At 70.0% G+C, this 21,308-nt stretch carries 15 protein-coding genes; 12 read left to right on the forward strand and 3 right to left on the reverse strand.

All coding sequences use genetic code 11. The annotated features are described in order from the left end of the window. Positions 1-261 precede the first annotated feature (261 nt). Positions 262-768: a MarR family winged helix-turn-helix transcriptional regulator gene (locus ACWGKS_RS28620; protein ID WP_358516165.1), complete on the reverse strand. Its 507-nt coding sequence runs from the start codon at positions 766-768 to the stop codon at positions 262-264. A gap of 102 nt (positions 769-870) precedes the next feature. Between ACWGKS_RS28620 and ACWGKS_RS28625 the strand changes: the two genes are divergently transcribed. The 4 genes from ACWGKS_RS28625 to ACWGKS_RS28640 all read left to right on the forward strand — a co-directional run bounded on the left by ACWGKS_RS28625 (position 871) and on the right by ACWGKS_RS28640 (position 6,276). Beyond that, a complete protein-coding gene (locus ACWGKS_RS28625; RefSeq protein WP_452524769.1) occupies positions 871-2,265 on the forward strand; it encodes an MFS transporter in 1,395 nt (464 codons plus the stop codon). A 98-nt stretch (positions 2,266-2,363) separates the two neighbouring features. Next, a complete protein-coding gene (glpD, locus tag ACWGKS_RS28630) occupies positions 2,364-4,097 on the forward strand; it encodes a glycerol-3-phosphate dehydrogenase (RefSeq protein WP_358516170.1) in 1,734 nt (577 codons plus the stop codon). A 76-nt stretch (positions 4,098-4,173) separates the two neighbouring features. Continuing rightward, entirely contained in the window at positions 4,174-4,854 is a 681-nt protein-coding gene (locus tag ACWGKS_RS28635) for a response regulator transcription factor (protein WP_358516172.1), read from the forward strand. A 9-nt stretch (positions 4,855-4,863) separates the two neighbouring features. After that, positions 4,864-6,276: a sensor histidine kinase gene (locus ACWGKS_RS28640; RefSeq protein WP_452455521.1), complete on the forward strand. Its 1,413-nt coding sequence runs from the start codon at positions 4,864-4,866 to the stop codon at positions 6,274-6,276. Positions 6,277-6,283: 7 nt separating this feature from the next. On the opposite strand, the gene ACWGKS_RS28645 is transcribed toward ACWGKS_RS28640, so the two are convergent. After that, positions 6,284-7,288 carry a TAXI family TRAP transporter solute-binding subunit gene (locus tag ACWGKS_RS28645; protein WP_452455522.1) on the reverse strand — a complete coding sequence of 335 codons (1,005 nt, stop codon included), beginning with the start codon at positions 7,286-7,288 and terminating at the stop codon, positions 6,284-6,286. 165 nt (positions 7,289-7,453) lie between these two features. Between ACWGKS_RS28645 and ACWGKS_RS28650 the strand changes: the two genes are divergently transcribed. The 8 genes from ACWGKS_RS28650 (at position 7,454) to ACWGKS_RS28685 (ending at position 20,523) form a co-directional block, all read left to right on the forward strand. Beyond that, on the forward strand, positions 7,454-8,503 hold the full coding sequence (locus ACWGKS_RS28650) for a TAXI family TRAP transporter solute-binding subunit (RefSeq protein WP_452455523.1): 1,050 nt from the start codon (positions 7,454-7,456) through the stop codon (positions 8,501-8,503). 6 nt (positions 8,504-8,509) lie between these two features. Next, positions 8,510-9,052, forward strand: a complete 543-nt coding sequence (locus ACWGKS_RS28655) for a DUF1850 domain-containing protein (protein ID WP_452524772.1) — start codon at positions 8,510-8,512, stop codon at positions 9,050-9,052. Between the two features lie 14 nt (positions 9,053-9,066). Continuing rightward, a complete protein-coding gene (locus tag ACWGKS_RS28660) occupies positions 9,067-11,184 on the forward strand; it encodes a TRAP transporter permease (protein WP_358515693.1) in 2,118 nt (705 codons plus the stop codon). 19 nt (positions 11,185-11,203) lie between these two features. Next, positions 11,204-12,229, forward strand: coding sequence for a hypothetical protein (locus tag ACWGKS_RS28665; protein WP_452524781.1), 1,026 nt, complete (start codon positions 11,204-11,206; stop codon positions 12,227-12,229). A gap of 43 nt (positions 12,230-12,272) precedes the next feature. Then, the gene (locus ACWGKS_RS28670) at positions 12,273-13,745 is read left to right on the forward strand and encodes a 3' terminal RNA ribose 2'-O-methyltransferase Hen1 (protein WP_452524774.1); all 1,473 of its coding nucleotides are present in this window, start codon (positions 12,273-12,275) and stop codon (positions 13,743-13,745) included. Beyond that, entirely contained in the window at positions 13,742-16,309 is a 2,568-nt protein-coding gene (locus ACWGKS_RS28675; RefSeq protein ID WP_452524776.1) for a polynucleotide kinase-phosphatase, read from the forward strand. The genes ACWGKS_RS28670 and ACWGKS_RS28675 overlap by 4 nt, the downstream gene beginning before the upstream one ends. A gap of 118 nt (positions 16,310-16,427) precedes the next feature. Then, positions 16,428-18,458: a GTP-binding protein gene (locus ACWGKS_RS28680; protein WP_452524778.1), complete on the forward strand. Its 2,031-nt coding sequence runs from the start codon at positions 16,428-16,430 to the stop codon at positions 18,456-18,458. Between the two features lie 244 nt (positions 18,459-18,702). Then, the gene (locus ACWGKS_RS28685) at positions 18,703-20,523 is read left to right on the forward strand and encodes an endonuclease/exonuclease/phosphatase family protein (RefSeq protein ID WP_452524783.1); all 1,821 of its coding nucleotides are present in this window, start codon (positions 18,703-18,705) and stop codon (positions 20,521-20,523) included. A 21-nt stretch (positions 20,524-20,544) separates the two neighbouring features. Here the strand turns inward: ACWGKS_RS28685 and ACWGKS_RS28690 are convergent, their stop codons facing one another. Beyond that, positions 20,545-20,904 (reverse strand): gamma-glutamylcyclotransferase family protein, encoded by a 360-nt coding sequence (locus tag ACWGKS_RS28690; RefSeq protein ID WP_452524780.1) that lies wholly within the window; start codon positions 20,902-20,904, stop codon positions 20,545-20,547. Between the last annotated feature and the right edge of the window lie 404 nt (positions 20,905-21,308).

Raw genomic sequence — 21,308 nt, forward strand, 5'->3', positions numbered from 1 at the left:
CCACCCACACAACGCCCAACAACCCCAAGACTCCCGACCCCAGGCGCCTCACCATCAACCTCTGGGCAGCACAAAACCGGCGGAACCAGAAGCTCCCCCAATATCAAGAAGACATCACCCACCCCATCGACCGCCACCCCACCACCACTTACCTGTGGATAACCCCCGGAGCCCACGTCCACCCACACCCAAACCAACACGCCCCATGTCCCGCGCCCCCCCCCCCCCCCCCCCCCCCACCCCTACCCACCCCCACCGAGGTCAGGTGCCGGGGCTCTCGTGAACGGGGCTTTTCTCGCGGGCCAAAGGGCTGCTGGGGGCGAGCCGGGTGAGCAAGGTGCGGCTGATGTCCAGGAGTTGGTCGCGCTGTTCGGGGGTGAGCAGGTCCAGGAGGTTCTCGCGCATGCTCGCCACGTGCGGGCCGCCGGCGCGGTGGAGGACTTCGCGGCCCTGGTCGGTGAGGACGGCAAACCAGCTGCGGCGGTCGGTCTCGCAATGCCGGCGTTCCACGAAGCCGGCCTCGGTGAGCTTGCGGACGGCGTGGGTGATCCGGCTGGGTTTGGTGTGGGTGAGTTCGGCCAGCTCGCTCATGCGCAGGGACCCGTGCTCGTTCTTGGAGAGCAGGACCAGCAGTTCGTAGTAGGTCAGGGGTAGGTCGACCTCCTGTTGGACGTCGCGTTCCACGCGCTGGTCCAGCAGGCGGAACGCCAGGGTGACGGCGTCCCAGGTGCGTTCCTCGGTGGCGCTGACGTGGCAGTGGTCGCTCATGGCCAAATATTACCACGCTGGATTATTGCGTACTGAAATACTTTGGAGTTACTGTCATGCTGAATCTTTCAGTGCTGGAGTAACTTTGATGAGGGAACCCCGATGACCTACACGGCACCGGCCAGTGCCCGCCGGCCACGTTTGTTGCCGGCCCTGTTCGTGCTGGCCATGGCCCACTTCACCCTGTCCGTGGACTTCAACGTCGTCTACATCGCCTTACCCGAGATCGGCCGGGAACTGGGGCTGGACGCCGGCGGCCTGCAGTGGGTCGTCTCCGCCTTCGCCCTGGGCTACGGGGGCTTCCTGCTTTTGGGTGGTCGGGCCGTCGACCGGCTCGGTGCGCGCAGGATGCTGGTCCTCGGTGCCGCCTTGATGGCCGGAGCCTCGGTGGTCGGCGCCCTGGTCGGCGTCCTCACCTGGCCCCCGACGGTACTCATCGGCGCCCGAGCCGCGCAGGGATTCGGAGCCGCCCTGATCTTTCCCGCCACCCTGGCCTTGGTGAACACGGCCTTCGACGCGGGCCCCGCGCGAAACCGTGCGCTCGCGGTCTGGGGCAGCGCCGGGGCCTTCGGTGCCTTGGCCGGGGGAGCACTCGGCGGTGTCCTCACCAGTCTGCTCGGGTGGGCCTCGATCTTCTGGGCGCTGGTCCCGCTCGCCCTGGTCGTGGCCATCGCCGCACCGCGGGTGCTGCCCACCGACCCCCGGAGCGAGGGCCTGGCCGGTTTCGACCTGCCCGGCTCGGCCCTGGCCACCGGTGGTGCGCTCCTCCTGGTGTTCGGGATCTCCCGGATCCAGGAGGACGTTCGGACGGGCGTCGGCGTGATCGTGCTGGGGGCGGTGACGCTGGGGCTCTTCCTCCTGGTGGAGCGCGGGGGCGCCGACCCGTTGCTGCCGCTCGGCCTGCTTCGTGTGCGTTCCCTGTGGGTGAGCGCGGTGCTGGTCTTCGTGCTCATGGGTGTGATCGGCGCACTGCACTTCGTCTACACCACGCACGTCCAGGACGGTCTGGGGTTGGGGCCGTTGGCCGCGGGGCTGGGCTTCCTGCCCCAAGGGGTGGTGGCCATGCTCGGCTCCGCCTTCCTGTTGCCCCGGCTGCTCGGCCGTTGGGGTTCGCGGCGGATCTTGTTCGTCGGCGTGCTCGGTGTCGCGGTGACCTCGGTCGTCTTCGCCTGGGCGGTCTCCGGTGACCACTACTGGATGGTTCTGCCCGCGGTGCTGCTGCTCGGGCTCACGGCGGGCACCGTGTATCCGGCGGTGTTCGCGGTGGCGGGTGAGGAGGTCGACGCTGCCCGCCAGGGAGTGGCCTCGGCTACGGTGTCCACGGCGCAGCAACTCGGCGGAGCGGTCGGACTCGCGGCGCTGGTAGCGGTCGCGGGCACCGGGGGTGGACTCACCGCGGCCTCGCTGACGGGGGGAGCGGCCTTGACCGTCGTGGCGTTCCTGGCACTGGCGATCCGTGTGGCGCCGCGAGCGGGGCGGGCCACGCGGTTAACCTGAGGCCCCACCGGTCGGTCGCCACACCGATCGGGCCGATGGACGGGGCTTTGGGCGGGTATGCGCCTGGGAGGAAGACCCATCGATACGGAGGACGACCAATGGCGACCACCTGGCTGGGACCGGAGAGCCGCACCGCGGCGCTGGCATCCATGGCGGACGAGGAGCTCGACGTCCTCGTTGTCGGAGGTGGGATCGTGGGGGCGGGTATCGCCCTGGACGCGGTCTCACGCGGACTCTCCACGGGGCTGATCGAGGCGCGCGACTACGCCTCGGGTACCTCCAGCAGATCCAGCAAACTCATCCACGGCGGCCTGCGTTACCTGGAACAACTCGACTTCGAGCTGGTCCGTGAAGCGCTCCATGAACGCGGTCTGTTGCTCACCACCATCGCGCCGCACCTGGTGCGTCCGGTACCGTTCCTGTTCCCGTTCCAGCATCACTGGGAGCGGTTCTACATCGGCGCGGGCGTCACCCTTTACGACGCGCTCGCGATGAGCTCCCGCAACAACCGGGGACTGCCCTCGCACCGACACCTGACCAGGTCCGGCGCGATGAAGGTGTTCCCGGCGCTCAAGCGCAGCTCCCTGGCCGGCGCGATCCAGTACTGGGACTGTCAGGTCGACGACGCCCGTTTCGTCACCACGGTCCTGCGCACGGCGGCGGGACTGGGCGCGCGGATCGCCTCCCGGGTACAGGCGGTCGAGTTCCTCCGTGAGGGCGAACACGTGGTCGGGGCGATGGCCGCCGACCTGGAGAGCGGCGAGAAGGTCCGGATCCGCGCCCGGCAGGTGGTCAACGCCGCGGGTGTGTGGACCGACGACATCCAGGAGATGGTCGGAGGCCGTGGCCAGGTCCACGTCAGCGCCTCCAAGGGTGTGCACCTGGTGGTACCGCGGGACCGTATCCAGGCCTCGTCCGGGATGATCCTGCAGACCGAGAAGAGCGTGCTGTTCGTGATCCCGTGGGGCCGCCACTGGATCATCGGCACCACCGACACCCCGTGGGACCTGGACAAGGAGAACCCCGCGGCCAGCCGCGCCGACATCGACTACGTCCTGGACCACGTCAACCAGGTGCTGCGCACGCCGCTGAGTCGGGACGACGTCGAGGGCGTCTACGCGGGTCTGCGGCCGTTGCTGTCGGGGGAGTCCGACGAGACCTCCAAGCTGTCCCGAGAGCACACCGTCGCCCACCCGGTGCCGGGTCTGGTGCTCATCGCGGGCGGCAAGTACACCACCTACCGGGTCATGGCCAAGGACGCGGTGGACGCGGTAGCGCATGGACTGGGCGGGGCCGTTCCGAACTCGGTCACCGACAAGCTGCCCCTGGTGGGCGCGGACGGGTACGCGGCCCTGTACAACCAGCGTCACCGTCTGGCCCGGGACTCCGGGCTCCACGTCTCACGGGTCACACACCTGCTGCGTCGGTTCGGCTCCCAGGTCCACGATCTCCTGGACCTGATCAAGGAGCGCCGTGACCTGGCCCGTCCGTTGGCGGGTTCCGATGACTACCTGAGGGCGGAGGTCGTCTACGCGGTGCACGCGGAGGGAGCCCGTCACCTTGAGGACGTCCTGACCCGTCGTACCCGCATCTCCTTCGAGACCTGGGACCGGGGCATCGCCGCCGCGGAGGAGGCGGCAGAGCTGATGGCCGAACCCCTGGGGTGGGCCAAGGAGCAGGTGGAACGCGAGGTGGAGTTCTACCGCAAGGGCATCGAGGCCGAGCGGGTGGCCCAGGAACAGGACACCGACCAGGAGGCGGACGCGGTCCAGCTCGGCGCCCCGGAGATCGTTCCGGACGTGCACATCGCTCGGCCCGGAGGCCGTTCCTGACGGGGGTCGCACGGGGCGGTTAGGGTGCGTACCACCGCGTTGTTACGCACACCCCCTCCGCGAAGGACCCTCGGTCATGATCAAGGTGCTGCTCGTCGAGGACGACGTCCGGCTCGCCGACGCGCTCGCCGGGGCGCTTGAGACGAACGGCTACGAGGTCGTGCAGGTTCGTACCGCCGGGGACGCGCTCGCCGCGTCCCCGGCGGACGTCGTCCTGTTGGACCTCGGCCTCCCGGACATGGACGGCATCGACCTGTGTCGTGCGCTCCGTGAGCGTCAGGACTTCGGGGACACCGCCATCATCATGGTCACCGCGCGGGGACGACAACGCGAACGCGTCCTCGGGCTGCGTTCGGGCGCCGACGACTACGTGGTCAAACCCCTGGCCATCGAGGAACTGTGCGCCCGGATGGAAGCGGTGCTGCGTCGCACCGGCACACGTTCGGGCACCGTGCTGGAGGCGGGCCCCGTCCGGGTGGACACCGGTACCCGAGTCGTCACCTGCGAGGGTCGTCCGGTGGAGCTCACCCGCAAGGAGTTCGACCTGCTCGTGGTGCTGGTGCGCGAGGCCGGCGGGGTGGTCCCGCGCGAGCACCTGCTGTTGCGGGTGTGGCAGACCTCCTGGCCCGGCACGCTGCGCACCCTGGAGGTGCACATCGGCACCCTGCGCGCCAAGTTGGAGGCGCCTCGGCTCATCCAGACCGTCCGCGGGGTGGGTTACCGGATGGCGGTCGGTTCCCCCGTCTCCCGGGTCTGAGGATCCGGGATGCGCAGACGTTTGGTGACGGTGTACGTCACCCTGCTGGTGGCGGCCTGCCTGGCGTTGGCGGTGCCGCTGTGCGTCAGCATCGCCGCACGCGGCACCTCGGACATGATGCTGGACCGGATCAACGACACCGCCCGATTCGCGGGGTTGGCCGAGCCCAGCGTCCTCACCGGTAACGAGGGCACCCTCTCCGCCGAACTCGCCGCCTACGAGGAGGTCTACGGGATCATGGCGGTGGTGGTGGATCGGGACGGCGAGGTGGTGGTCTCCTCTCGACCGGGGTTGACCCTGGCCGACCTGGACCCGAACGGCTGGCCGGAGGGCGGGGAAGCGATATCCGGCCCGGTGCGCACGGCCCTGGCCGGCAACCGGATGGGCGCCGACAGCGTGGTCTGGCCCTGGCAGGAGGGTCCGCTCATCGTCGCCGAACCCATCGGCCGTTCCGGTGAGGTCGTGGGTGCCGCCGTCACCTTCTCGCCCACCGAGTCCCTGCGCCGCGCCACCACCGTTCAGTGGGGGGTGGCGTGGCTGGTGGCCACCGCGTTGATGCTGGTCGGCATCACGGCGGCCGGTCCGCTCACCCGGTGGATCCTGCGTCCCATCGACGACCTCGACGAGGCCACCCGCGCGGTGAGCGGCGGCAGCCTGGACACCCGGGTGCGCACAGCCGCCGGGCCGGATGAGCTGCGCCGCCTGGGCGAGTCGTTCAACCAGATGGCCGACACCATCACCTCCATGCTGGAGAGCCAGCGCACCTTCGTCGCCTACGCCGGCCACCAGGTGCGCAACCCCCTGGCCGCGCTGCGGCTTCGGGTGGACGGTTTGTCCCGTCATCTGGGCCAAGAGGGCGCGCAGGACCACCGTCTGGCGCTGGACGAGGTCGACCGACTCACCCGTATCTGCGACGGCCTGCTCACCCTGGCCCGGGCCGAGGACGCCGAGCACTCGATGGTGTGGGAGGACGCGCGGGAGGTCGCGGAGGACCGGGTGGCGGCGTGGCTCCCCATCGCCGATCGCGCCGGCGCGGAGCTGACCTGCGAGGGCGCCTCCGACGTGTCGGTGCCGTGTGCGGAGGGCACCCTCGACCAGGCCCTGGACGTGCTCATCGACAACGCGTTGAAGTTCGGTGGCGCGGGGGTCCGGATCGTCGTTCGGGTGGACGAACCCGTTCGGTACGAGGAGGGCGGCGGCCACCTGGACATGCGAGTGGTGGACGACGGGCCGGGGCTCCCCGCCGAAGAGCTCGAACGCGCCACAGAACCCTTCTGGCGGGACGGCGGGGGCACCGGCGGCGGTTCCGGGCTCGGGCTGTCCATCGTGGTCACCCTGCTGGAACTCCAGGGCGCGGAACTCACCCTGCGGCCCGCCCACCCGAACGGCATCGACGCACGGATCCGCCTACCGCTGCCCTAGAGAACACTCAGGGGACCGATGGGCGTTCGTCGTGCGCGTACTTGACCGACCGGTAGTAGGCGGTGGCACCCGGGTGCAGGGGCACCGGCAGGGTGGCGATGGCCGATCGCGGGTGCAGGTGAAGGGCGACCGGGTGGATCTCCACCAGTGCGTTCCGCGACTCGAACAGGATCCGGGTGAACTCCCGGGCGGTCCGGTCCGGCATTCGAGAACCGGCCACCATCAGGCTCGGCACCCCTATGGTGCGCACCGCGGGCACGTTCTCGTAGGTCTCGGCCGGCACGGGGAGTTCGGAGTAGAACTCCCCGTACTCGTCCACCAGCTCCGGAACGTGCTCGGACAGGTCCAGCAGTCGCACCGGGGTCCGCGTGGCCAGGTCGGAGACGGCCTGGGTCGGCAGGCCTCCGGACCAGAAGAACGCGTCGATGCGCTCGTCCTCCAATGCTCGGACCGAGCCGCCGATGGACAACCGCTGTCGGTCCACGTCCGAGTCGGTGTCCTCGGCCAGACCCGCGGTGTCCAGTAGCCGTTCGGCGATCATCTCGGTGCCCGAACCCCTGGCTCCCACCGAAACGGAGGTCCCGGCCAGGTCCGCGACCTCCTCGTAGGGGGAGTCCGCGCGCACCACCACGTGCGTGTAGTTGTCGTACAACCGGGCGATGGCCTTGATGGGCAGCGGCCGATCGAACGGTTCCCGGCCCTCGACGGCCAGCGCGGCCACGTCCGCGAGGGTGAAGGCGGCGTCCAGCGCGCCGGAGGCGACCAGCCGATTGTTCTCCACGCTCGCCGCGGTGGTCAGGGCGGTGATCTGGGTGTTCGGGTCGGGGTCGGTCACCCTCGCCAACCCGGCGCCATAGACGTGGTACACGCCGCCACTACCGCCTGTGCCGATGGCCAGGCGGAGTGGGTCCGAGCGTGGAGGATGCGACCAGGAGAGCAGACAGACGGTCAGGAGACCGGCGGTCAGGATTCGGGAGGTCGCCCACAGACGGTGGGTGGGGGGCCGCGCCATGTTCGCACGATAGCAACCGGACCCGAACCTCAGGAAAGGCTCAAATCCCACCCGTTGGGGTGTTGCTCCCACGGACACGGCCACTACCTTTCTGGCGACGGAAAGTGGCCCCTGTCACACCCCTGATCCCCCCTGCCCCAGAACCCCCGAGAGGACCGACCGACCATGCGACGCACACTGCTGTCCCTGGCCGCCATCCCCGCCAGCGTCGTCACGCTCGCCGCCTGTGGCGCGCAGCCGGCCGAGCAGGCGACCGAGGACGTCGGGCTCGGTGGAGCCCCGGTCCAGTCCGACCTCAGCATCGTCACCGGTGGTACCAGCGGTGTGTACTACCCGATCGGTGGCGCGCTGCGCTCCATCATCGGGGACAACCTGGAGGGCCAGAGCGCCTCCGTCGAGGCCACTGGCGCCTCCGTGGAGAACATCCGCCTCCTCAACAGCGGCGACGGCCACCTGGCCATCGTCCAGGGTGACGCCGCCGACCAGGGCTTCAACGGCACCGGCGACTTCGAGGCCGACCCGGCCCGGACGTACTCCCTCGCGGTCATGTACCCCAACGTGTTCCACGCGGTGACCCTGGCCGACATCGCCGCGGACAAGGGCTTCGAGTGCTTCTCCGACGTGGTGGGCAACCGCTACTCCGTCGGTGACATCGGTAGTGGCAACGAGGCCACCACCAACCAGGTGTTCGAGACGTTGGAGATCGCCTCGACCGAGGTGGAGCTCCAGCAGCTGGGTTACGCCGAGACCGCCAACGCCCTGTCCAACGGCCAGCTCGACGCCGGTTCCTGGGTCGTCGGCGAGGGCCACTCGGGCATCACCGAGCTGGGCACCACCGAGGACATCGACATCATCGAGATGTGCGACGAGGAGCGCGAGGCCATCGTCGCCGGTTACGGCGGCTACACCGAGCACACCATCCCCGGCGGCACCTACCCGGGCATCGACGACGACGTGAACACCATCGCGGTGTGGAACGCCCTGGTCGTGCCCGGTGAGTTCAACGAGGACCAGGCCTACGAGATCACCAAGGCGATGTTCGACAACATCGACGAGGTTGTCGGCGTCTACGCCCCGGGCGAGGACTACCTCGTCCCGGAGACCATCGAGAACAGCCCGGTCCCGGTCCACCCGGGCGCCGTCCGCTTCTACGAGGAGGAGGGCGTCGAGATCCCCGAGGACCTGTTGCCCGAGACCGACTCCACCGAAGAGTAGGCATCCGTGCTCCGGTCCGCCAGCGCCGCCGCCCTCCTCGTGGGGGCGGCGGTCGCCGCCGCCGCGCTGCCGTTGTGGCCCGCGCTCCGGCTGAGTGTGGACGAGGACCGGCTCGGCCACCTGCCCCTGGCTGAGGGTGAACTGTTCACCATCTCCTACGTCCACTCGATCGACCACCTGCCGATCGAGGAGTACATCGAGGTCAGGGACGGGAACCTGGTGGTCGACGCCACCCGACTGCGTCAGTTCGGCGCGGGCATGGGCCACCGGCCGGGGGAGGGCACCGGCCGGGCCGACGGCGAGTGGTGGGTCATCGAGGACATGGACCGCGACATCGGCACGGAGGTGGCGATCCGCGTGGGCGCGCCCTCGGTCGACCACCGTGTCGGTACCCCCGACTCCGAGGTGCGGCTCTCCCCGTGCCTGGCCTCCCGACGGGTGGTCGTCGAACCCGTTCGGGCGACCACCCTCCAGTTGCTGTTCGACTCCGACCCCCAGCCGGAGTGCGACACGCCCACCGACCGAAAACCCAACGAAGCACCCCAGTGAACCCGAGGAAGAACATGGCCAAGACCGGAACCTCCGCCGGCGCGTTGCCCGACGTCGACGGTCTCGGCGAGGACGCCCCGCCGTTCTGGCGGAAGGTCGCCGCCGAGCGTTGGGGGGAGGGCAAGGGCGGAATGATCGTGGGCGGAGTCGTCCTCCTCCTCGGTATCGCCCTGACCGCCTTCCAGCTCTACATCGCCCTGCGCGCCGGGCTCGACGCCCGCCAGCAGCGCCTCATCCACCTGATGCTGGTGATGTTGCTGGTCTTCCTCATCATGCCGCCGTTCAAGAAGGGCAGGGCCGAGGGCAACCCGGTCCTGTTCGTGATCGGCGCGGTGGTCGACCTGGTCATGGTCGTGGGCACAGTCGTGGTCAGCCTCTATCCGATCGTCTTCCAGTCCGAACTGGCCCGTCGCGCGGGGGCCTACACCGAACTGGACTGGATCATGGGCGCGCTCGCGATCGTGATCCTGTTGGAGGCCACCCGCCGCTCGGTCGGTCTGGTCATGGTGATCCTCGTGGCGGGCTTCCTGTACTACGCGTGGATCGGCCCGATGATCCCCGGCCGGTTCGGTCACTCGGGGGCCACCTACGAGCGCATCGCCACCCACACCTACCTGGGCAACGACGGCATCTACGGGCTGACGCTCGGGGTCGTGGTCACCTTCGTGTTCGTGTTCATCCTGTTCGGCGCGCTGCTGTCCAAGACCGGCGGCGGCAACTTCTTCGTCGGACTGGCCTACGTCCTGACCGGGCGGATGGTCGGCGGTCCCGCCAAGGGCGCGGTACTGGGCAGCGCCCTGATGGGTTCGGTCTCGGGCAGCGCCATCGCCAACGTGGTCACCACCGGCCCGTTCACGATCCCGTTGATGAAGAGGGTCGGCTACAAGAAGCACGACGCGGCGGGCGTGGAGGCCGCGGCGTCCACCGGTGGCCAGATCCTGCCGCCCATCATGGGCGCGGGCGCGTTCCTCATGGCCGAGCGGTTGGGCATCCCCTACGCCGACATCGTCAAGGTCGCGATCATCCCCGCGATCATGTACTTCGCGCTGATGTTCCTGTTCGTGGACATCCTCGCCCGCAAGCACAACGTCGGGACGATGAAGAAGGAGGACGTCCCCGCCTTCGCGATCGTGATGCGCGCGGGCTGGCACTTCCTGGCCCCGTTGGTCCTGCTCATCGTGCTGCTGCTCAACTACGTGCCGCCCACACAGGCGGGCCTGGCGGCCTGTGGCGCCCTGTTGGTCGTGGCCATGCTGCGCGCGGGCAGCCGCCTGAGCGTCCAGGACTTCCTGGAGGTGTTCGTCATGGCCGCCCGCAGTACCCTGCCGGTGTCGGTGGCGTGCGCCGTCGCGGGGGTCATCGTCGGGGTGGTCGGCCTCACCGGCCTCGGTCTGGTCTTCTCCGACGTGCTGGTCAACGCCTTCGCCGGGAACCTGTTCATGACCCTGGTGATGGTCGCGCTGGCCTCCCTGATCATGGGTATCGGCCTGCCGGTGACCGCCTCCTACGTGGTTCTGGTCATCCTGGCCGGCCCGGCGCTGGAACAGCTGGGCCTGGCGCTCATCGTCGCGCACATGATCGTGTACTGGCTCAGCCAGGACTCCAACGTGACCCCTCCGGTGGCCTTCGCGGCGTTCGCGGCGGCGGGCATCGCCGACTCCAAGCCGATGCGTTCGGGTGTGTCCGCGTGGAAGTTCGCCAAGGGCCTCTACCTGATCCCGCTGCTCATGGCCTACTCGGCGCTCATGGAGGTCGACGGTCCCGTTCTCGACCTGGTGATCGCGATCGTCACGGGGTCGGCCGCACTGGCGGCCGGAGCCATAGCCATCGAGGGTTGGTTCCTGCGCCGCACCATGATCGGCGAACGGATCGCCTTCGGTCTGTCCGCGGCCCTGGTCCTCATCGCCCCCGAGTGGACCGGATGGACGGAGTCGTTGCTGTCGGTCCACGTGGCCTCGCACTGGTTCGTGCTGGCCGGCAGCGCCGCCTGTACCGCGCTCATCGTCCTGCAGGTGATCAACCACCGTCGGGACAAGGCCAAGGGTCTGGTCGCACCGCTGGGACAACCGCGGCCGGGTACCGACGTCGAGACGGAGGAGACGCAGGAGAAGGCCGACCGGTCCATGACCTAACCTCGCTGACATGGCAGGCATGTGGCGATTCGGACGGAAACCCTCCAAGGTGCTCGGCGGCACCGACCTCGAAGGGGTCCTGGTCTCGGCGTCCCTTGGCACGGACCCGCTGCTGCGCGCCGGCTGCGCCGCGGTCCGCCAAGGAGACGTCGAGGTGGGCGCCTCGCTCCTGCTGGAGACCCGAGACGACCCCGAGGCCCGCTCCCACCAGGCCGAAGCCCTGGGCCGGTCCGCTCTGGACCGGCCCGACGAGGTGGCCGGACTGGTGGAGGAGGGCGCGGACCCCGCCGACACGCTGCTGTGGCTGGGGCACGCCCTGTTGGCCCGTGCCATGTCGTTGCCGTCGGGAGGGACCGCCGAACACAAGGCGGTGGAGGCCGCGCTGCACGAGGCGCGCGTGCCCCTGGCCGAGTCCGCCCGGCTCAACCCCGACGACGCCGCCCCCTGGGCCGCGTTGCAGACCGTGGCCATGGGGCTCGGGGACCGGTCCGAACGCGAACGCTCCTGGACCGAGGCGCACGCTCGCGCGCCCCACCTGGTGCCCGCCCACATGACCCGGGTCCGGGCCCTGGCCCCGAGCCGAGGCGGGTCGGTGGAGGAGATGTTCGCCGCGGCGGGCGCGGCGGCCGACACCGCGCCCGAGGGCAGCCCGCTCCCGGCGGTGTTGGCCCTGGCCCACGCCGAGTACCTGCGTGGGGAACAGCGCCGGTTGATCGAGGAGGGCAAGAGCCCCTACATCGTGTCCATGAGCCTGGGCCGGCTGCACGGTGAGGGGGTCCGCGAGCTCTTCCGGCTCGCTCGGGCGTGGGTGTCGGCCGGGGTTCCGCACGTGCGCGACGTGCAGGCGCACCACCTGTTCGCGTGGGCGTTCCATCGGTCGGGTGAGTCCGATCCGGCGCGCTGGCACCTGGGCGCGGTCGGCCGGTTCTACAACGAGATCCCCTGGTCCTTCTTCGGGCCTGCCCGCGCGGAGATCGCCCGGGCCATGGCCGAACTGGGCGTGGATCCGCGCCAGGCCCCCGAGGCCGACGCCGAAGCGGGATGAAAAGCACTGGTGACCAGGTGCGGCGGTCCGCCACAATGCATGGGTGCTACTGACGATCACGACCACGGCCCGCCCGGCGACAGACCTCGGATACCTGCTCCACAAACATCCCGACAAGGCGCAGAGCTTCGAGCAGTCCTTCGGGACGGCGCACGTCTTCTACCCCGAAGCCACCGAGGAACGCTGCACGGCCGCGCTGTTGCTGGAAGTCGACCCGCGGGCGCTGCTGCGCACGCGCACGTCGGTGAGCACCCCCGACTTCGCCCTGGCCCAGTACGTCAACGACCGCCCCTACGCCTCGTCGTCGCTGTTCACGGTGGCGCTGGGCAGGGTGCTACGGACCGCGATCCGTGGTGTGTGCGAGGGGCGCCCCGAACTGGCCGCCACGCCCATCCCACTGGAGCTTCGCCTGCCCGCGGTGCCGTGTCGATCGGGGCCGGAGCGGGCCCGTGCCCTGTTCGAGCCGCTCGGCTGGACGGTGCGCGCCGAACCGGTGCCACTGGACCCCGGGTTGCCCGGCTGGGGTGACTCCCACTACCTGTCACTCACCCTGACCGGCACCCTGCGGCTGTCCGACGCCCTCAGCCACCTGTACGTGCTGCTGCCCGCGATGGAGGGCGGCAACAGGCACTACTGGGTGGACTCCACCGAGATCGACAAACTGTTGCGCGCCGGCGGCGCCCCCGTGGACGGGGTCGAAGCCGAGGACGGCGCGGGATGGCTCGCCGAGCACCCCGAACGCGAGTGGATCACCCGGCGCTACCTCGCCCGCCGGGATCGGTACGTTCGCACCGCCCTGGCCCGCCTGACCGAACACGAGGAGCCCCAGGAGGACGTCGTCGACCCGGTGGTCGAGGAACGTGAGCCGTCCCTGGCCGATCGGCGGGCGGACGCGATCGAGACGATCCTGGAGTCCGAGCACGTCTCCAGCGTCATCGACCTGGGCTGTGGCGGCGGAAAGCTGCTGGAGCGGCTGGTCCGGCACCGGAACCTGGAGCGGATCACCGGGGTGGACGTCCACCTGGGCGGTCTGGAGATCGCCCACCGCAAGCTCTGCAAGGGGTGCGACCCGGGCGGAGGCCGTGGCCACAGGCCGCTGTTCGCCGACGCGGCCGCGGGCCGATCCGACCGAAGGCCCCGGCCCGAGCTGCTACTCGGCTCCGTGGTCTACCGGGACGAACGCTTCCACGGCCACGACGCCGCCGTCCTCATGGAGGTCGTCGAACACCTCGACCCCTCCAGGCTGCCCGCCATGGAGGACGTCGTCTTCGGTGACACCGCGCCCCGTGTCGTCGTGGTCACCACACCCAACGTCGAGTACAACCGCCACTACGAGGGCCTGACCGACGGATCCTTCCGCCACGCCGACCACCGCTTCGAGTGGACCCGCGCCGAGTTCGCGGCGTGGGCCGACCGGGTCGCCGAACAGTACGGCTACACCGTCCGGTACCTGCCGGTCGGCGACGAACACCCCGAGACCGGGGCACCGACACAGATGGGGGTCTTCACCCGATGACCGAGACGAACCTCCGCGTGCCCCGGATGGGGCTCGTCCTGCTGGTCGGGGTCTCCGGGTCGGGAAAATCGACCTTCGCCGCCGAGCACTTCGAGCCCACCCAGGTGATCGGCTCCGACTTCTGCCGCGGCATGGTCAGCGACGACGAGAACGACCAGACCGCCACCGCCGACGCGTTCGCGCTGCTGAACACGATCGTGGACATCCGGCTGCGGCGTGGACTGCTCACCGTCGTGGACGCCACCAACGTCCAGCGCAAGGCCCGCGAGCAGCTCATTCGCATCGCCAAGGACAACAACGTCCTGACCACCGCGATCGTGTTGGACGTACCCGAGTCCGTGGCCGTGGCGCGCAACCGTTCCCGACCGGAACGCGACTTCGGTGACCACGTCGTACGCCGACAGCGCCGGGACCTGCGCGACGGGTTCAAGCGCATGGCACGCGAGGGCGTGCGCAAGGTGTACGTCCTCAAGGGCCAGGAGGAGATCGACGCCGCCCGGATCGAACTGGAACGCCCCTGGCCGGACCGGACCGAACTCACCGGGCCCTTCGACATCCTCGGTGACGTCCACGGCTGCCGCTCCGAGCTGGAGTCCCTGCTCGGCGACCTCGGCTACGAGATGCGACGCGACGACCAGGGACGGCCCGTGGGCGCGCACCACCCCCAGGGGCGCACGGCCGTGTTCGTCGGCGACCTCGTCGACCGGGGACCGGACAGCCCCGGCGTGCTGCGCCTGGTCATGGGGATGGTCGCCGACGGCGACGCCCTCTGTGTGCCCGGCAACCACGAGAACAAGCTGGTCCGCTACATGCGCAAGGGCGCGGGCAAGCTCACCCACGGTCTGGCCGAGACCGTCGAACAACTGGGGCGCGAGAGCGAGGAGTTCCGCGAGCGGGTCCTGGAGTTCTGCGACGGCCTCGTCAGCCACCTCGTCCTGGACGACGGGAAGCTGGTGATCGCCCACGCCGGGCTCAAGGAGGAGTACCACGGGCGTGCCTCCGGGCGGGTCCGCTCCTTCGCCCTGTACGGCGAGACCACCGGGGAGACCGATGAGTTCGGCCTGCCGGTACGCCTGCCCTGGGCACGCGACTACCGGGGCAGGGCCGCGGTCGTGTACGGGCACGTACCCACCAACAAGGCCGAATGGCTCAACAACACCATCTGCCTGGACACCGGCTGCGTGTTCGGGGGGCGTCTCACCGCGCTGCGCTACCCGGAGCGCGAGATCGTGGACGTGGACGCCGAACAGGTCTGGTACGAACCGGTACGACCGCTGGCGGAGGAGACGTCGAGGGACAACGACCGGAACGCCGGTCAGGCCGTCGACATCACCGACCTCGGCATGGGCGACCTCCACGCCGGCCTGTTCGTCGACACCGACGACGGCGTCGTACGGGCGAACGCGGAGAGCGCCATGGCCGCGCTGGAGGTCATGAGCCGCTTCGCCGTCGACCCGAGGTGGCTGGTGTACCTGCCGCCCACGATGGCGCCCGCGCCCACCGCGGCCGACCCGGGCCTGCTGGAACACCCCGCAGAGGCCTTCGAGTCCTTCCGTTCCTCCGGCATCGGTCAGGTGATCTGCGAGGAGAAACACATGGGCTCGCGGGCCGTGGCGGTGCTGTGCCGGGACGAGGCCGCCGCCGAACAGCGCTTCGTCCCCGGGGAACTCGGCACCGTCTTCACCCGCACCGGCCGGCCCTTCTTCAAGGACGCCGACCTCCAGAGGACGATGGTCGACGAACTGCGTCGCGCGGTCTCCGACGCCGGCCTGTGGGACAAGCTCGGTACCGACTGGGTCGCCCTGGACGGAGAAATGCTGCCCTGGTCGGCCAAGGCCGGCTCGCTCATCCGTGACCAGTACGCGTCGGTGGGCGCTGCGGCGAGGGCCTCGCTGCCGGCCGCCGGCGCCGCGCTGGCCGCCGCGGCCGAACGCGGGGTGGACGTCTCCGGGCTCGCCGCGACCATCGAACGCCGCACCGGGCAGATGGCGGCGTTCAGCGACGTCTACCGCCGCTACACCTGGGAGACCGACGGGGTGAAGGGCCTGCGGTTCGCCCCGTTCATGCTGCTGGCCACCGAGGGGCGCGAGTACACCGAGGCCGACCACCTCTGGCACATGAGCGTGGCCGAACAGCTCGCCGACGCCCACCCGATGATCCACCGCACCCGTTACCGGGTCGTGGACACCACCGACGGCGACGCCCGCGAGGCCGCCGCCGGGTGGTGGCGGGAGATGGTCGACGTCGGTGGTGAGGGCATGGTGGTCAAGCCGCTGCTCGGGGCACGGGCCATGGCCCGCAAGGGACTGGCGCAGCCGGGGCTGAAGGTGCGCGGACCCGAATACCTGAGGATCATCTACGGGGCCGACTACACCGACCCCGAACGGATCGCGGTGCTCAAGGACCGCAGGCTCGGCCGCAAGGCGGGACTGGCCATGCGCGAGCACAAGCTCGGGCTGACGGCCCTGTCCCGGCTGGCGGCGGGCGAACCGCTGTGGCGGGTGCACGAGCCGGTCTTCGCGCTGCTGGCGCTGGAGACCGAACCGGTCGACCCCCGCCTGTGACCGTGTGGGATCGACAGGGCGGGGCACGCGGGAAATCCCCTTGCGTGTCCCGCTTCCGCCGTCCATCATCGTCCTGACCAGCACCGACAACAGAGAGGTCACGGCATGCGGCGTTCCTATGGAGTTCTCGAACCCATCTTCCGGATCGAAACCCTGCTGGGAACCGCATTTGACCACCCTGAACATCGGAATCCTCGCGCACGTCGACGCGGGTAAGACCAGTCTCACCGAGCGTCTGCTCTTCGACGCCGGTGCCATTCACCGGCTCGGCAGCGTCGACTCCGGCGACACCCGGACCGACACCGGCCGGATCGAACGCGAACGCGGCATCACCGTACGCACCGCCGTGGCGCCCTTCCGGATCGGTGCCACCCGGGTCAACCTGATCGACACCCCCGGTCACGCCGACTTCGTCGCCGAGGTCGAGCGCGCCCTGTCGGTACTCGACGGCGCGGTACTCGTGCTGTCCGCCGTCGAGGGGGTACAGCCGCACACCCGCCTGCTCATGCGCGTCCTGCGTCGGATGCGCCTGCCGGTGCTGCTCTTCGTCAACAAGACCGACCGCGGCGGGGCCGACCCCGAGCGTGTCCTCGACCAGGTCCGGCGTCGCCTCACCGACCGCGTCCTGGCCTTGGACACCGTGCGTGAACCGGGGACCCGAGGGGCGCGTACCCTGTCGTGCCACTGGGACGATCCGGGGCTGGCGGAGCGGGCCGCGGAACTGCTCGCAGAGGAGGACGACACCCTCTTGGCGGCGCTGGTCGACGATCGTCCCCCACCGCTGGGCGACGCGCTGCGGGAGAACGTCCGCGACCAGGTCGGACGCGGGCTTGTGTACCCGGTGCTGTCCGGATCGGCGGTCACCGGCGCGGGAATTCCCGAGTTGACGGCGGCCCTCACCGAGCTGTTGCCCGCCACGGTTCGGACCGACGGCTCCGAGGAGCCACACGGGACCGTGTTCGCGATCGAGCGTTCGGCTTCGGGGGAGAAGACCGGATACCTGCGGCTGTTCTCCGGGCGCCTGGCCCCACGGGACCGGGTTCGGTTCGAACGGGCCGACCCCGCCGACGGCGAACCCCACCAGGGCCGCATCACCTACCTGGAGGTGGCCGGTTCGGAGGGTGAGCGGGGTCGATCCCTGACCGCGGGCGGTATCGGACGGATCCGCGGCCTGCCCGGGCTGCGGGTGGGCGACCGGATGGGTCCGCCGACCGTGCCGGTGAGCCTGGCCGACCCCGCGCTGGAGTCCGTCGTCCGCCCGGTGCGTCCGCAAGACTCGATCCGCCTTCACGCGGCGCTCACCGCGCTCTCGGACCAGGATCCGCTGATCCGGCTGCGCGCGGTGCCGGGGGAGGGGCTCTCGGTCCTGCTCCACGGAGAGGTCCAGAAGGAGGTCGTCGCCGCCACCCTGGCCGACGACTTCGGGGTCGAGGCGGTCTTCGCGCCCAGCAGCGTGGTGCACACCGAACGCCCATCCGGCTCCGGTACGGCGATCGAGCCGATCGACCTCGCACGGGAGATCGGGGGCCCGGTCACGGTCGGTCTGCGGGTGGACCCGGGGGAGGAGGGAAGCGGAGTGGTGTTCCGTCGGGAGACGGAGCTGGGCGCCCTGCTCGCCGCCTACGACCACGCGGTCGAGGGCAGCGTGCGCGACACCCTCCGGCAGGGACTGTACGGGTGGCCGGTGACCGATTGCGTGGTCACGCTGGTCCGCAGCGGCTACATCGCGCCGCTGACGGAGGCGGCGCACTTCCGGCTGCTCACCCCGATGGTGCTGATGCGCGCGCTCGACGCCGCGGGCACCCGCGTACACGAACCCGTGCGCGAGTTCGAACTGGAGGTCCCGGATGACGCGCTGAGCGCGGCCGTCTCCCACCTGCACGCCTGCGGGGCGCGGGTGCGGGACTCGGTCCGCACCGCCGAGGGGTGGCGGGTGACCGGTGAGATCCCGGTCCGCGGCACCGACACCTTCCGGACCCGGCTTTCGGGGCTCTCCCGAGGCGAGGGCGTGTGGTGGACCCGGCCCGGGGGAGACCGGCCGGTGCGGGGGCGCGCGCCTCGTCGGACCCGCACCGACGGCAACCCGCTGAACCCGGAAGAGTACCTGGTCCACCTGGGCAACGCGGGCCGCACCGGGATCGTCGGGTAGCCGAAGGGGCCAGATCGGCGGGAACGCCCCGGACTTGGAGGATCACACCAGGTTCGGGGCGACGCTTTGTCATGGGATCACCACAATCGGATCGCACTTCGTCTTCTTTTCACGCCCACTCTTTCGAGCGGACACCCCCGAGGGTGATGATGAGCCGGCACAAAATCCCCACACCCCCGACACCACCGGAGATGCAGGCGTGTCCCCAACCCCCTACCGAACCACCGGCGTCGTCCTCGCCGCCATGGCCCTGGGTGCCGGACTGGTCGCCGCGGTGCCCGCCCTGGCCGATGGTGAACAGGCGCCGGCCGAACCGGGCGACCTACGCGTCCACGACGTCCAAGGCACCACCCGGACCTCACCCCTGGTGGACGAGGAGGTCGTCGGCCTGCCCGGTGTGGTCACCGCCATCGCCGGATTCGGCAGCGCACAGGGCTTCTGGTTCCAGGACCCCGAAGGCGACGACGACCCCCGCACCAGCGAAGCGCTGTTCGTTTTCACCGGGTCCACCACCCCCGACGTCGAGGTCGGTGACGAGGTCCTGGTCTCCGGGCGGGTGAGCGAGTACGCCCAACAGGAGGGCGCCCAGACCATCACCCAGCTCGACCAGGCGTCCTGGAACGTCGTTTCCAGCGGCAACGCGCTACCCGAGTCGGTTCTGCTGGAAGAGGACACCGTCCCCGGGGCCTACGCGCCCGCGCCCGGCGGTGACATCTCCGAACTGGAACTGGAACCCGACGCCTACGCCCTCGACTTCTGGGCCGCGCACGAGCACATGCGGGTCCGGGTGGAGGACGCCCCCGTCATCGCGCCCACCGACGGCTACGACGCCCTGTGGGTGACCACGCGACCCGACGAGAACGCCACGGCGAACGGCGGCGCCCACTACGGCTCCTACGACGACCCCAACAGCGGCCGGGTGAAGATCGAGTCGCTGATCGACCACGCGGAACGTCCCTTCCCGGACGCGAACGTCGGCGACACCCTCACCGGGGTCACCGAGGGGCCCGTGTACTACAGCCGGTTCGGCGGTCACCTCATCCGCGCCACCACCCTGGGCGGGCACGCCACGGGTGACCTGGAGCGGCGGCCGGTCCGCGAGACCGAGCGGCACGAGGTCTCCGTGGCCACCTACAACGTCGAGAACCTCGGTGGTACCGACGACCAGGCGGACTTCGACGCCCTCGCCGAGGGGTTCGTGGAGTACGTCGGTGCACCCGACATCGTCGGCCTGGAGGAGATCCAGGACGACAGCGGTGAGACGGACGACGGCGTGGTCGACGCCGGTCTCACCCTGGACCGACTCGTCGACGCGATCGCCGCCGCCGGTGGCCCCGCCTACGAGTGGCGCCAGATCAGCCCGGAGGACAAGCAGGACGGCGGCGTGCCCGGTGGCAACATCCGCAACGCGTTCCTCTTCAACCCGGACCGGGCCCGGTTCGTGGACGTGGCGGGCGGCGACGCCACCACCGCCGTGGAGGTCGTCGAGGGTGAGTACGGGGCCGAACTTTCGGTGTCCCCGGGCCGCGTCAGCCCCGAGGACGAGGCCTGGGAGGAGAGCCGCAAACCCCTGGTCGGCCACTTCCGGGCCCTCAACCGCGACGTGTACGTGGTCACCAACCACTTCAACTCCAAGGGCGGCGACGAAGCCCTGCACGGGGTCCAGCAGCCGCCGAACCGGTCCAGCGAGGTGCAGCGGGGCGCCCAAGCGGAGCTGGTCCGGGAGTTCGCCGACGAGCTCCTGGCGGTGGATCCCGACGCGAACCTGGTGGTGATGGGCGACCTGAACGACTTCCAGTTCTCCCACACCCTGGACGTCCTCACCGGCGACGGCGCGCTCACCAACCCGATGGTGGACCTGCTGGAGCCGACCGAGGGTTACAACTATGTCTTCGACGGCAATTCACAGGCCCTCGATCACATCCTGGTGAACGAGGCCCTGGCCGGCCGGGTCGACTACGAGGTCGTTCGGATCAACTCCGAGTTCCACGACCAGGTCAGCGACCACGACCCACAGGTGCTGTGGATCGACACCCGACGCGGCACCCCGCCGCACCGAGGCTGACCCATTCGTTCGCGCCGGGCCTCAGCCGCCCGAGGCCCGGCGCAGGGCGTAGACGTTCGCCCGCACCGTTTCCCCGGCTCCGCCGTCTTCTCCACCACTCAGCCGGACCGGGGCCAGGACCCGCCTGTACTCATCACCCTCGAAGTCGTCGAGGCGCCTCCAGTGACGGCCCAGCTCCTCCGAGCCGAACACGAAGCCGTGGACCTCGGGGCCGGAGTCGTCCAGCACGATGCCCGGATACCCGGCCGCCGCGCCCCAGCCCTGCTGGACCAGCTCTCCCCGGACCGTCGCCGGTTCCCATACGCCGGGGACGTCCGCCAAGACATGCTCGTTGGGCCTACCCGGGGCAAGCGTTCCGTAGACGAAGAGTCGGTCGATCATCCGATCAATCTAACAAGTGCCTCTGAACAGGGAACATCCTGCTGGGGGCGTGAGTGTCTCGGATGGGTGAGTGGGGTCGGGTTCGGGGTCGGGGGTGCGACTGGGGGTTTGGGCTTGGGGGTTATCCACAGGTCTGAGTTTTCGGGCTGGTGGACTGTTCCGACTACGTGATCCCATTGATCTTGGGGGAGCCGCTGGTTCCGCCGGGTTTGTGCTGCCCAGGGTTGATGGTGAGGCGCTTCAGGCCGTGATCCTGCGGGTGGTTGGGCATTGCTCGGGTGGGTTGGTGGGGCGCCTGGGGCCGGGAGCCTTGGGGTGGTTGGGCGGGGTGGGGGTGGGTTCTCCCTCCTTCCCCGCCGCGTGATTGTTGCCGCCCGCACCGCACGCGTCAAGGCAATGTTGAG

The organism is Nocardiopsis sp. NPDC055879 (assembly GCF_053615935.1).